Below are 12,911 nucleotides of genomic sequence, written 5' to 3'. Positions count from 1 at the left end.
ATATAGCAAAAATTCACCAGTGAAGGTGCTTGTAGAGTAGAGCATAGAAGGGAAAAAGTCTAACATATTCTGAGAATTGGCTCCCCCTCCCCGACTCGAACGGGGGACCTGCGGATTAACAGTCCGTCGCTCTAACCAACTGAGCTAAGGGGGAGCAATAAATATGTGTAAGAGTAGTTGGCTCCCCCTCCCCGACTCGAACGGGGGACCTGCGGATTAACAGTCCGTCGCTCTAACCAACTGAGCTAAGGGGGAACTACACTTTATAACGATTTGGCTCCCCCTCCCCGACTCGAACGGGGGACCTGCGGATTAACAGTCCGTCGCTCTAACCAACTGAGCTAAGGGGGAATCGTTATATGTTTAGAAACTTGGCTCCCCCTCCCCGACTCGAACGGGGGACCTGCGGATTAACAGTCCGTCGCTCTAACCAACTGAGCTAAGGGGGAAGCATGTCTCTCAACGGGGCGAAATATTAATGACGACACGGCGAAGTGTCAACAATAAAAATCACAGTTATGCAAAAAAACTGTCTTTTCGCTGGATTAATCAACAATTAAGCTTTTTTTTAATCATCTGCATCGATAAAAAACCGTAATATACAAGTTACACACGCTTAGGTTCGGCTCTTGAAAAGGATCTTTATCACATAAATACGTCGCTTTTCGTTTACTGGTGGTGTGATTGTGTTCGCTATAATGATAGGTATTCAGTGTTTTTTATCGCTTATGTCTCAAAAATGTTCGAAAGGTCTGTTTTTTGCACTTTTTCTGAGATCGCAATTTGTGGCTGTCGAGATCTTTTAGCGGATCTTAACACTAGGTTAGTTTGCAGTTCTTTTACAGTCGATTTGGTAAATATTTTACTCAAATATTAAGGTAAAACTGCATAGGTTAGTTGTAAATGTCATTTTAGTCATTAATAAACAATTGCTTACCTTTTTTTTTGGTGGTTTTTTAAAAGTTGCATATTTATTAAATTAGGCTAGAAAGCAGATAAAAGACACATTTCAAGTGCCAGATCATCTAGTGCAATTGGAATGATCATATAGAGAAAATAAATAGCGCGAGAAGATCCCCGTCTAGGCCTTTATTTTTAAAGGCTCTACAAACTTATCCACGGAATCTGTGGATAACATTGTTTATTAATCTTTAAGAACTCTATGAAAGCTAAGCAAACCGTGGCATTAGCGCGAAGCAATAGTTTTTTTATCTTTTTTAAAGTGTATATATATTAATAACATAGGTGTTTTAGTGAGTTTTGTATGCAGATGTGAGTATTTTGACAGATTTATTTCAACATTGTTTGGCATATGTGCAAAAAGTGAGCCGAAGAATCATAATGTTTGAAATAAAATTGACATTTTTTGTGCAGAGCGGAAATTAACAAAGAATAAGGTAAAAAAAGCTACTTTTATAATATAAAGTCATAACGTACTTCTATCGTATTACTGACAATAATAGCGTGGCATCATCTAGAATGATGATTTAGAATGATGGGCTGTTATAAGAGGTATCATATTTTATGTCCGCAGTACGTCAATCTAGTTCTAATAGTGATATTTTGAATGGATCAATTCCAGCGACTTTAAAGCGTATGACTGTGCCAATGATATTTGGCATGATAATGTTAATGAGCTTCAATTTAGTTGATACATTCTTTATCAGTTTATTGGGGACTGAGCCGCTCGCTGCGGTCAGTTTCACTTTTCCTGTCACCTTTACCATCATTAGTTTAGCGATTGGCTTGGGCATAGGTACATCAGCGGTGATCGCAAAAGCGTTAGGTAGTAAAGAAATAGAAGAAGCCAAGTTCGATGCTTTTATTTCCTTGATACTGGCCGCAGTATTAGTCGCGCTACTTGCCGCATTGGGCTATGTATTCATGGATCCCATTTTTATGTTATTAGGAGCCGATGATACAACGCTTCCTTATATTCATGACTATATGAATGTGTGGTTCTTGGGGGCAGTATTTTTAATTACGCCCATGATAGGCAACTCGGTATTGCGTGCCTCTGGAGATACAAAAACGCCGAGTATGATAATGGGCTTAGGTGGCTTAATTAATGCTGTTTTAGATCCTATCCTGATTTTTGGCTGGGGGCCGGTGCCAGAGTTAGGTGTGCAAGGGGCCGCCATCGCTTCAGTGATTGCTTGGGCAGTCGGTGTTGTGGTTATTATATATTTATTGGCAATAAAGAAGCGCCTTTTAAGCTGCTCAAGCGCTAAGCAGAGTAGTTGGGAAGCGGTGTCTAAAATTATGAAAATAGGCTTGCCTGCCGCAGGTGCGAATATGCTTACCCCAATTGCCATGGCTGTGATGACTGCGATTGTCGCAACGTATGGTGCGCAGGCTGTGGCTGCATTCGGAGTTGGAAGTCGAATTGAGTCAATTGCATGTTTGGTTATTTTAGCGCTCTCAATGACGTTACCGCCTTTTGTCAGCCAAAATTATGGTGCAGGCAATTTCTCGCGGGTTAAAGAAGCCTATACCAAAACGCTAAAGTTTGTGCTTATGTGGCAGTTTGGTATTTATTTATTACTCATCCTAACAGCACATTGGGTAAGTCAAGCATTTGGTAATGAGCCTGAAGTTATTGGGATCATTAAGCTGTTCATTTATATACTACCGCTGAGTTATGGCTTACAGGGCATTATCATTTTAACCAACTCTTCGTTTAATGCGCTGCATAAACCAATGAATGCATTGATCTTAAGTATCGTGCGTTTATTTGTTTTTTATATACCCTGTGCTTATATAGGATCTCACATTGCAGGCCTTACCGGGTTATTTGTAGGGGCGGCGATAGGTAATCTATTTACCGCTATTTCAGCGTATATTTGGTTTAGTAAAACACTTAATGGTATGCAACAAGAAGGTATTGAGGTGCACTCTTAATGAATGAGTCTTTTGATTTAGTATCTGAATTTTCTCCAAATGGTGACCAGCCAACAGCCATTGCTCAGCTTTGTGATGGGTTGGAAGCGGGTCTTGCCCATCAAACTTTGCTTGGCGCGACGGGCACAGGTAAAACGTTTACGATGGCCAATATCATTCATCAGCTGAATCGCCCGACTATTATTATGGCCCACAACAAGACGCTTGCAGCGCAATTATATGGCGAGATGAAAGAGTTCTTTCCCCATAATGCTGTTGAGTATTTTGTTTCTTACTACGACTACTATCAGCCTGAAGCGTATGTCGTCGCCAGTGATACATTTATTGAAAAAGATGCGTCAATTAATGACCATATCGAACAAATGCGTCTATCTGCTACCAAAGCGCTATTAGAAAGAAGAGACACGATCATCGTTGCATCTGTCTCAGCGATATATGGTTTGGGCGATCCTGACTCATACATGAAGATGATGCTGTTATTAAAGGTCGGTGAGACAATGGAGCAAAGAGCCATGCTCAGACGTCTTGCCGAGCTACAGTACACCCGCAATGATATGGATTTTTCACGCGGTACTTATCGGGTCCGTGGTGAAGTTATTGATATATTCCCTGCTGAATCTGAGACTCAAGCTGTTCGCGTGGAGATGTTCGATGATGAAATTGAGCGGATAAGTTTGTTTGATCCCTTAACTGGTGCTATTGACAAGCATTTGGTGAGAGCGACTATCTACCCGAAGACGCACTATGTTACCCCTCGAGAAAAAATCCTAGATGCCATTGAGAAGATCAAAGTGGAGCTTAAAGAGCGCCGCGCATATTTGATGGACACAAACAAATTAGTGGAAGAGCAGCGTGTTGCGCAGCGCACCCAATATGACATTGAAATGATGCAAGAACTTGGTTTTTGCTCAGGCATTGAGAATTATAGCCGATACCTGTCAGGCCGTGCACCGGGCGAGCCGCCTCCAACATTGCTAGATTATTTGCCTGATGACGCCTTGATGATCATCGATGAATCACACGTGACCGTCTCTCAAATAGGCGCTATGTATAAAGGTGATAGAAGCCGAAAGGAAAATTTAGTTGAGTATGGCTTTAGATTGCCTTCAGCAATGGATAACCGTCCATTAAAGTTTGAAGAGTTTGAGTCTATCGCGCCGCAAACTATTTATGTTTCAGCAACACCTGGTGACTATGAACTCGAACGTTCAAGTGGAGAAGTTGCAGAGCAGGTGATCCGACCGACTGGCTTATTGGACCCTATTTTGGAAGTGCGCCCTGTAACCACACAGGTAGATGACTTGCTCTCAGAAATCTATCAAAGAGTTGCTCTTAAAGAGCGTGTACTGGTTACAACATTGACTAAACGCATGGCGGAAGATCTCACCGATTATTTAAATGATCACGATGTGAAAGTACGTTATTTACACTCAGATATTGATACGGTCGAGCGGGTGGAGATCATTCGAGATCTGAGAAAAGGGGTCTTTGACGTGCTGGTTGGGATCAACTTATTAAGAGAAGGCCTCGATATGCCGGAGGTTTCACTGGTAGCGATATTAGATGCGGATAAAGAAGGCTTTCTGCGTTCGACGCGTTCATTGATCCAGACTATTGGCCGTGCGGCACGTCACTTAAATGGTAAAGCCATATTGTATGGGGATAAAGTGACGCGTTCGATGCGCGCTGCCATTGATGAAACAGAGCGCCGACGTGAAAAGCAGCAAGCTTATAATGAGAAGCATGGTATTACCCCGCAAGCGCTAAACAAAAAAATCACCGATGTCATGGATTTAGGTGAAGAAGTTGCAGGCTCAGATGCTACAACGGATACAAGCCAAGCTAGCAAAGTTGCAACTGTCTCTGTTGCTGGCAAGTCAACGGCGCAATTGACTGAGCAAATTTCCCAGCTTGAGAATCAGATGATGACACATGCTCGTGAACTAGAGTTTGAGAAGGCGGCAAAGGTGCGAGATCAAATTCAATTGTTACAGCAGCAATTATTAAATACTTAGCCGCTTTAGGGCAGTTTATAAAGCAGCGTGAGGTTATCTTGTTGCTTTTTCCCCTTTTACTAATAAACATTAGATGCTAAGTTGGCGAAAAACAGTTAAATTATCTAGTGTAAAAGATGAGCTAAGCACAGTATCAATCATGTATCGATGAGTGTTTAGCGATTTTATTCTTTGAAATGTCATTTGAGAGAGTCGCTCTGTACCGTGTTGTTTGCTCGCAAAGTTAATTTACTGCTGATTATTTTATTGTGGATACCGCTTTGTCATGCGAATGAAAAGCTGGTGCAAACATCCTTATCACAACTTTCTTTATCTCTAGGACAAAACCCAAAGCAGACCTTAGTAAAAGTTGAAGAGCTAAATCAGTTATTTTTGCACCCACAGCCCAGCTCTCGATTTTGGTTTGAACTTAAGGTGATAGAGGCAAAAGCGAAAACAAGACTCGGTCAGTTTGATCAAGCCAAGCAGCATTTATATCAATTAGAGTCGTATTTGCCTGTAATGGGGGTATTTCAGGATGCACCAGCGCAAATAAAGTTATTACAAGCGCAGTTAGCTTTAAAGCAAAATGACATTGGTGTGGGTTTACTGCTATTGGAGCAAGCTCGTGATCTGGTGCCAAAAGAGCATGTAGCACTGCGCAGTGATATTTTACATTCCTTAGCTTGGGCCTTGCGTTATCAAGCTAAATACAGTGAAGCTGAGCAAGTGATTAAAGATGCCATTTCTTTAGTCGCGCCAATAGAAGATAAAGCGCGTTTAGCAACATATTATAACCAGCTCGGTGTGATTTATGATTATATGGGAAGCTTACAGTTGGCGCTGCGCTTTCATGAAAGATCTCTCAATATTCAAAGGCAGTTACAAAATCAACAAGGGATTTCTAATTCGCTTTATAACATAGGTGAAATCTATCGAGATTTAGAAAAGTACCCGCAGGCTTTACAGCACTTCAAGCAAGCGTTAGAAGTCGATAAGGCGCTCGGTGATCCAATCCATATTGCCAATAGCCATGGAAAAATGAGTCAAGTACATTTGCAGTTAGGAGAAATCCCAGAAGCATTGTCACATAGCCAAGAAGGCATTGAGCTTGCGCGCGCAAGCTGGGCGAACAGTGATCTGGCATGGCAGTTGAGTATATTGGCTAATATTTATGTTGCTCAAGAGGCATTAACGCAAGCTTTGGTCACAGCCAAAGAAGCATTAACCTTGGCGATAGAAGCAAAGGCAAAGCGCACAGAGCATACTGTTAGAATCGTGATGATTGAGATTTGGTTGGCACAATCTCAATATGAATCGGCTTTGTCAGAGATTGAGTGGGTACTAGACTTACCTGATATTGGAACATCTTATCGCGCAACTTTATATCGCTATCAGGCGCAAGCTTTACAAGCTTTGGGTCAGTATAAATATGCGGTGCAAAGCCTTGAATCTTTTATTGAATCTCGAACCCAGTTGTATCATGACTTGGATAAACAACAGGCATTAACCATGCAGCAAAATGTGGAGTTTATTCGTCAAGAGCAAGCGCTTAAACTTATTCAGAATGAGCAAGCACTTGCACAAGCTACGCTGGAGAATTTAAAACTGCAACGTGGGATGGGGGCTTCTTTATTATTGTGTTTTATGGCGATAGGCATTTATATCTACAAGCGACAAAAGCAGAAGCAGCAGTTTGTTGAACTAGAAGCAGATATGATGGCGCAATCTTTGACCCAGAAGAATCGCTTATTAGCAGATGTATCTCATGAATTGCGTACGCCTTTAGCGGCACTTAAGCTGACAGTAGAGGCGATGCAGCATAATATTGAGCCAGATCCGGTCAAAGGTTTTGTCAAAATACAGAAGAAGATTAGTCACTTAGATAATTTAATAAAAGATATTTATCAATCTGCGCAATTTGACAATGATGCCATGGTGTTAGATAAGCAGCCTGTTGATGTCAGTGTTTTATTACAAGAAATCGTCGAAGAATTTCAGCCCATGTATGCCACTAAGCAACAATCGTTAGCTTTTTCAGAAGACGTGGACAGCACGCTTTTTGAACTGGATGCTGCTCGAATTCGGCAAGTGATATTTAACTTACTGCGAAATAGTCACTTTTATACCAGTGCAGATGGTCAAACTCGTGTGATGTTAACAATGAATAAAAAAGGGCTCACCATTTCTACTGAGGATTCATTTCCAGGTGTTGCTAGTGAAGATTTAGAAAAAATCTTTGAACGTTTATATCGCTGCGAGGGGTCTCGCAGCCGAGATCATGGTGGGTCTGGTTTGGGCTTGGCGATCTGTCAGCAGATCGTCCAAGCACATGGCGGTTCAATTAGTGCTGCGCATAGTGCTTTAGGCGGCGTCGCAATCACACTTCATATACCTCACCAGCCTCAAGCTTAAAAGCGGTAGCTGATACCTAAACCTAAACTTGAGACATCGAGGTCTCCCATATCGAGGTATTGATAGCTCACATTCATTGCCATGCCATTTTGCCAATCATATTGCCAGCCTAGCTCAGCAACAAAGCCAACACCATCTTCTTCTACCAGTGTTGCTTTGCCACGATTTATTTCATAATCGTAGAAATTCGCACCTAATTTACCATATAAAGAGTTTTGCTCTGTCAGCTGGTATTGGCCTTTTGCGGCAACAATAAGGTTGCCATAATCAATGTCATTGGCACCGAGTCCAAATAAAGTTTTATTCAGTTGGGTACAGGTGAACTTTCTATTTTGAGTATCGGTACACTCCCAATCATCGGAGTCACTGCCGCCATTTAGACCGACTTCTAATGCCCATGTTGGATCAAATTGATAGTTGTAGTAAACATATAGCTGACCGACGCCGTCACCGTCTTGGCTTGAGCTTTTATAAGATGCTGAACCACCTGAGAGCTGTGCACCAATTCTGTGTTGTTCATCAGTGATGTTTGCCATTGACGAAAATGACGCGGTGACAGCAAGGACTAGTGAGAGTAGAGATAAAGTTTTCATTACGCATATTCCATTTGGTTAACTTGTGACTCAGTTTAGAGGCAAGCCTTGTGAGAGTCTGTGCCGCCGTTGTCAAAAAGTGTAAGGCTTGGTGAGAATGTGCGTGAGATAACATTTAGCACTCAAATTGGTGCTGAAATTGTTGGCATACTTGTTTAAGTTGAACCTCAGAGATCACGGCATTCGTGCCAGTATGTTTGACTAATGCAATCTCTATATTTGGCAATAAAGGGAGTCTTGGATCATTTAACACTGGTAGATCGTTACGGCTCAGGTTTGCCATAGCACTGATTGCGAGGTCGTGTTTGACTAACCCACGCAATGTGCTGGCACTGCCCGAGCATGCGATGATATGAAAATCCCTATTTTGTTTCATTAAGCCCTCTGTGGCAGCTTGATGAAATCGGCATTCTTTTTGGAATACAGCAAGGGGCAAGCTGGACTGTTCTAATAATTGAGTGTGCTCTGCACCGATCCAAACCCCTTTGTCCTGACAAAGCAAAAAACCTTGTTCAGAATCCGCACTACGAGTAATGATGGCAATATCGATAAGCCCCTTATCTAATTGTGATTGCAGATTTGGGCTTGATGCACAGGTTACGTGTAATTCTAAATGCTCGATATGCTGATGTAACAATTGAACCAAAACAGGCAAGACTGATTCAGCATAATCATCAGGACAACCTAGGTGCAGTAGTTTATTTGGTGTCGCGGAACGCAAATTAGTCAGGGCACTTTGCTGTAACTGGATTATTTTTTTTGCGTATCCAGCGAGCGCGACGCCTTCAGCTGTTAAATGTAAATTACGTCCTTCTTTGATAAATAACGTTTGCCCTACATCTTTCTGGAGCCTTTTCATTTGCATGCTGATTGCCGATTGGGTTTTATGCATTTGTATGGCTGTTCTGCTAAAACTACCTGTTTCTACAAAGGCGAGAAAACTTTTTAATGCGTCTATATCCATCTATCAATTATTTTGATGTGTTGTATTTAAATTATCCGTTAGTTTTAGTGTGAATTACAACTTAGGATGAATGTAATTGCACACATAAATTGAGATTAGGGAGGTATGATGCAGTTATATATTGGCAATAAAAACTATTCTACATGGTCGTTGAGAGCTTGGTTATTACTGGAAAAGTTTGGCTTAGATTATGAAGAAATAAGACTGAACTTAGCCACTGAGTCATTTTATCAGGTGTTAGAAGGCGTGAGCCCTACACAAAAAGTCCCTGTGTTAGTTGATGGCGATGTGACTGTCTGGGAGTCTCTTGCTATTTTAGAATATATCAATGAATCTTATCTATTTGGCAGAGCGCTACCAAAAAGTACGTCTGAGAGAGCGCGGGCACGTGCTTTATGTGCTGAGATGCACAGCAGCTTTGGGGCATTGAAAAATGCCATGCCGATGAATATTAGAGCCAAGCGTCATGTTGAAGTTAACTCGCAAGTACTTAAAGACATTCAGCGAGTAGAGATAATTTTTACCGAGCAAATGCAACGTTATCGACAAAAGGGTGACTGGCTCTTTGGTAATTGGTCGATGGTGGATGCGATGTTTGCGCCTGTATGTTTGCGATTCGACACTTATGGCGTTGAATTAGGCACTTGTGCACAAAATTATGTGGAACAGGTACTTACTTGCCCTGTACTCTCACGCTGGCGAGACCAAGCGCTGTTAGAGAAAGATGTTGTTCGATGTAATGAAACTGGAGTGGATAGGTAGCCGATTCTAAGACTCCATAATCTTAACCTAATTTGACGTTAGACTAAGGCAAATTTAAGCGATGGGGAGTGAGAAGTGGAAATTGTTGCCATTGAAGAATGTAATCGAGCAATTTATTTAAATTTAGCACAGGCTTATGAGGCCGAGTTCTCTAAACTCACAGAGAAAAAGCCCTTAGCTGACGGGATGTTTGAATTAGATACTGATATAGCAGATAGTAATGTATCTGCTTTTATATGCTATGAGTCAGGTATCCCTGCGGGGTTTGCTGCAATTTATAGTGAGTTTGCTGAATGTTATGAAGTTGCTGAGTTTTACATTGTGCCTGTATTTAGAAAAGCGAAGTTAGGCACTCAGTTTGCTCATACATTGTGGCAGCGTTTACCGGGTAATTGGACAATTAAACAAATTACAGGAGCGGACTATGCCACCGAGTTCTGGCGTAGTGCAATCACCATGTTACCGGGTTTGGATTTAATTGAAGACAAGTATGAAGATGAATACTGGGGAGAGGTTACCAGACAGCGCTTTAAATGCTAGCTAGTGTAAGTTGTCGGGGTGTTAAAATACGGTGCCAGCATAATCATGTGGCACCATAGTTTTTCAGTGTTTAAACAACACCGCGAGGAAGACGACAATCGTGGTCTTTCTCAGCAAGCTCTACAATCCAAGCTTCTTCTGCTTTGTAGCCTTCTTCATTTGCAGTAACAACTGTAAAGGCCGCAGCTTTTGTCTTTGCAGCTGGCGCAGGGGCAGCTTTTTTCGCAGCAGGTTTTTTAACTGGCTTTTCTTCACTTGCACCAGCTGTGCCTGAAGTTAGCTCTTCGGTTAGTGCAGCGACATCAGCTAGGCGCATATTTTTGCCACCATCAATGCTGTACCAGCCTGGTTTGATCGTGATTTCTGGCTTTTTGCCATTCACAGCTTCATAAGCAGCTTCAAACGCGCTTAGAACTTCAGTCTTATCAAGTTTACTCATCGTAGATTCCAGTCGTGTTGTACGTGGATACGCAGGTTAAGAATAAACGCCATTTATACCTATTTTTGAGCAATTTTTCAATTTTTTGCGTTTTTAAGCGCTGATTCAAGTTTCATTAGGTCTAACTTTATGCAATTTTTGCTTTTTTATTACATATTAAGCTACAGCGCTTCACTGTCTAGCATACGCCTTAAAGTGATCCACTGTTGTCCTATCCATTCATGAGTATAGGTTGTTATTGCCTGTAATACATAACTTGATGCAATAAACTGACGATAAAAAGGTGTTGTTCCGAACCCATATATTTCGACCGGTGAGGAATGTGTATCTATACCTTGTGCTGAGAATAGATCTTGTGCTCTTGGCATGTGGCTGGCTGAAGTGACTAGGACAACAGTACTGTCAACAAGCATTGGTGCCAATAGTTTTGCTTCATCAGCCGTATCATAGGCATTGGGATTTTGGCGAATACGATGCAAACTGATACCTAATGCTTGCGCTGTTTGTGTCATTAATTCACTGCTGGTGGTATTGTTAAACCCGGCACCTGAAACAACCAATTTTGCCTGCGGGTATTGATGTGCAAGCCTCACGCCTTCGACTAATCGCGCTAATGCGGTACTAGAGAGCTGTTGATTTGCAGCGAGCTTAGAATTTGGGTTAAGCCCGCTACCCAGTACAACAATGGCATCCACGTTTTTATGTTGTTGTGGAGAAAATAAAGAGATTGACTGTTCTTTTGGCGTTATTATGAAATCAGCAACATAGGGTGTACTTATCAACCACAATGTGACGACCGAGCTTAAACACAGTACAAAGCTCTTTTTATTCGTTTTAGATATGATTAACAGTAAGAAGAAGATAAATATCAGTGAGGCAGGTAGCGGCATGAGCAGGCTACCGATGATTTTTTTTAGTTCAAACATAATTAGCTCTAACTATCCCAGTTAGAGCTAGTTTAACCTGTCTACCAGTTATCGGCTAATAGATTGCTTGCACGTATTTAAAAAGTGTCGATAAACAGGGTTATCTTTCATACTCTTTTTCATTGCAAGATACATAGGACGACTTAAACCTAGCGCACCTAATGGGATTGATTTAATTAGTCCCTGACTTTCATAAGGGGTTACGAGCCAATCAGGTAGCGCTGCCACACCCATACCAGCACTAACGAGTTGAAAAATTAATAAGCCTTGATCGACTGATTTAAGCGTGCCATCAAAACGTGCATTTTGAATGAAGTGCTTGAAGATATCCTGACGTTCCTTAGGGATCGGATAAGAAATTATTGTTTCATCTTTAAGATCTAGTGCGGTGACATACGCTTTCTTTGCTAGTTCATGATCCGGTGCCACAATGAGTTTGAGTTTAAAATCAAAAACATGAGCATATTCAAGTTGATCAGGTTCTCTAATATCTGACGTTAGGACAATATCTAACTCGTCACTGAGTAGTTCGGGTATCGCGTCATAGCTAAACCCTTGCTCGTAATCGACGCGAATGTCTGGCCAAAAGTTATTAAACTCTTTAATTGTTGGTAATAACCAGTGAAAGCAAGCGTGGCATTCAACACTGAGCTTTAATTGAGAGATAGGTTGATTCAAACTCTCTTTCAATCTGCATTTTGTCGCTTCTACTTTGGGTAACACTTCACTGGCAAGTTCAAGTAACAGCATGCCTTGTGGTGTAAACCTGACTGGTTGGGTTTTTCTTTCAAATAACTGGCAATCTAACTTATTTTCTAGGTCTTTAATTTGATGAGACAAAGCAGACTGAGTTAAAAATAACTCACGTGCAGTGTTCACCAGTGATCCAGTATCTTTCAGGGTAGCAATGGTTTTTAAGTGCTTAATGTCTATCATCATTAATAAATCTCATTCTAAACGTGAGTAAAACTCAGATTACATCCATATTACGCTGTACTATCCGGGTATTCAACGTCTAGACGTCTACAATTCCATCAGCGATTGTTCAAAATTTCACTAAATCACTATAACACTATTTTTGACAGCGTTGTCATTATTTATTTAACTTTTTTTAAAAAAAATACAAATTAATTTTGCTCATGTTGCATTTGAGAATCTATCAGTTGAGAAAATTCGACTTTAGTCCTGCACTTTTAGATGTCTAGATATCCTTTTGGGATGATTTTTTATGGTGACTATTCATAATTTAGGTATTTTTTACATGGGTAAGAAATCGGAGTTGAATTTTGCTCGCGAAAGCGACTGGACTGGCGAGATATCTCTGTAGGCTTTATTGGCGCAAGAATGCAAAATGCGACGACGAAACTGGGCCTTGCA

General features: G+C 41.2%; 10 protein-coding genes and 4 tRNA genes. 5 read left to right on the top strand and 9 right to left on the bottom strand.

What is annotated here, in order from left to right:
* Positions 1-77: 77 nt before the first annotated feature.
* From N477_RS01620 to N477_RS01605, 4 genes are all read right to left on the bottom strand, one after another.
* Positions 78-154 (bottom strand) — tRNA-Asn (locus N477_RS01620).
* A gap of 24 nt (positions 155-178) precedes the next feature.
* Positions 179-255, bottom strand: a tRNA-Asn gene (locus N477_RS01615).
* 19 nt (positions 256-274) lie between these two features.
* Positions 275-351: transfer RNA gene (locus N477_RS01610), tRNA-Asn, on the bottom strand.
* Positions 352-372: 21 nt separating this feature from the next.
* Positions 373-449: transfer RNA gene (locus tag N477_RS01605), tRNA-Asn, on the bottom strand.
* Positions 450-1,524: 1,075 nt separating this feature from the next.
* Between N477_RS01605 and N477_RS01600 the strand changes: the two genes are divergently transcribed.
* The 3 genes from N477_RS01600 (at position 1,525) to N477_RS01590 (ending at position 7,310) form a co-directional block, all read left to right on the top strand.
* Entirely contained in the window at positions 1,525-2,901 is a 1,377-nt protein-coding gene (locus tag N477_RS01600) for an MATE family efflux transporter (protein ID WP_063362253.1), read from the top strand.
* On the top strand, positions 2,901-4,916 hold the full coding sequence (gene uvrB / locus N477_RS01595) for an excinuclease ABC subunit UvrB (RefSeq protein ID WP_063362254.1): 2,016 nt from the start codon (positions 2,901-2,903) through the stop codon (positions 4,914-4,916). The genes N477_RS01600 and uvrB overlap by 1 nt, the downstream gene beginning before the upstream one ends.
* A gap of 282 nt (positions 4,917-5,198) precedes the next feature.
* Positions 5,199-7,310 carry a tetratricopeptide repeat protein gene (locus N477_RS01590; RefSeq protein WP_155731764.1) on the top strand — a complete coding sequence of 704 codons (2,112 nt, stop codon included), beginning with the start codon at positions 5,199-5,201 and terminating at the stop codon, positions 7,308-7,310.
* Here N477_RS01590 and N477_RS01585 read toward each other — a convergent pair.
* Both N477_RS01585 and N477_RS01580 read right to left on the bottom strand, forming a co-directional pair.
* On the bottom strand, positions 7,307-7,903 hold the full coding sequence (locus N477_RS01585; protein ID WP_063362256.1) for a porin family protein: 597 nt from the start codon (positions 7,901-7,903) through the stop codon (positions 7,307-7,309). The genes N477_RS01590 and N477_RS01585 overlap by 4 nt on opposite strands.
* Before the next feature lie 115 nt (positions 7,904-8,018).
* On the bottom strand, positions 8,019-8,867 hold the full coding sequence (locus N477_RS01580) for a LysR family transcriptional regulator (protein ID WP_063362257.1): 849 nt from the start codon (positions 8,865-8,867) through the stop codon (positions 8,019-8,021).
* 108 nt (positions 8,868-8,975) lie between these two features.
* Here N477_RS01580 and N477_RS01575 point away from each other — a divergent pair, with 108 nt between their 5' ends.
* Both N477_RS01575 and N477_RS01570 read left to right on the top strand, forming a co-directional pair.
* Complete coding sequence (locus N477_RS01575; protein WP_063362258.1) at positions 8,976-9,629, top strand: glutathione S-transferase family protein; 654 nt, start codon at positions 8,976-8,978, stop codon at positions 9,627-9,629.
* Positions 9,630-9,704: 75 nt separating this feature from the next.
* Positions 9,705-10,169, top strand: a complete 465-nt coding sequence (locus N477_RS01570) for a GNAT family N-acetyltransferase (protein ID WP_063362259.1) — start codon at positions 9,705-9,707, stop codon at positions 10,167-10,169.
* A gap of 70 nt (positions 10,170-10,239) precedes the next feature.
* Here the strand turns inward: N477_RS01570 and N477_RS01565 are convergent, their stop codons facing one another.
* From N477_RS01565 to N477_RS01555, 3 genes are all read right to left on the bottom strand, one after another.
* A complete protein-coding gene (locus tag N477_RS01565; protein WP_063362260.1) occupies positions 10,240-10,608 on the bottom strand; it encodes a hypothetical protein in 369 nt (122 codons plus the stop codon).
* 161 nt (positions 10,609-10,769) lie between these two features.
* On the bottom strand, positions 10,770-11,534 hold the full coding sequence (locus N477_RS01560; RefSeq protein WP_063362261.1) for a YdcF family protein: 765 nt from the start codon (positions 11,532-11,534) through the stop codon (positions 10,770-10,772).
* Between the two features lie 48 nt (positions 11,535-11,582).
* Positions 11,583-12,470 (bottom strand): LysR substrate-binding domain-containing protein, encoded by an 888-nt coding sequence (locus N477_RS01555; protein ID WP_063362276.1) that lies wholly within the window; start codon positions 12,468-12,470, stop codon positions 11,583-11,585.
* Positions 12,471-12,911 lie beyond the last annotated feature (441 nt).

The sequence above is a fragment of the Pseudoalteromonas luteoviolacea H33-S genome (assembly GCF_001625695.1).
Lineage (GTDB): Bacteria > Pseudomonadota > Gammaproteobacteria > Enterobacterales > Alteromonadaceae > Pseudoalteromonas > Pseudoalteromonas luteoviolacea_B.
Note: the sequence above shows the minus strand (reverse complement) of the source record. Positions and strands in the feature narration are given on the sequence as shown.

Bases quoted from the DNA above. Each gene is read 5' to 3' on its own strand.
- uvrB (WP_063362254.1), top strand. From the start codon at position 2,901: ATGAATGAGTCTTTTGATTTAGTATCTGAATTTTCTCCAAATGGTGAC.
- N477_RS01560 (WP_063362261.1), bottom strand. From the start codon at position 11,534: ATGTTTGAACTAAAAAAAATCATCGGTAGCCTGCTCATGCCGCTACCT.
- N477_RS01585 (WP_063362256.1), bottom strand. From the start codon at position 7,903: ATGAAAACTTTATCTCTACTCTCACTAGTCCTTGCTGTCACCGCGTCA.
- N477_RS01580 (WP_063362257.1), bottom strand. From the start codon at position 8,867: ATGGATATAGACGCATTAAAAAGTTTTCTCGCCTTTGTAGAAACAGGT.
- N477_RS01575 (WP_063362258.1), top strand. From the start codon at position 8,976: ATGCAGTTATATATTGGCAATAAAAACTATTCTACATGGTCGTTGAGA.
- N477_RS01565 (WP_063362260.1), bottom strand. From the start codon at position 10,608: ATGAGTAAACTTGATAAGACTGAAGTTCTAAGCGCGTTTGAAGCTGCT.
- N477_RS01555 (WP_063362276.1), bottom strand. From the start codon at position 12,470: ATGATAGACATTAAGCACTTAAAAACCATTGCTACCCTGAAAGATACT.
- N477_RS01600 (WP_063362253.1), top strand. From the start codon at position 1,525: ATGTCCGCAGTACGTCAATCTAGTTCTAATAGTGATATTTTGAATGGA.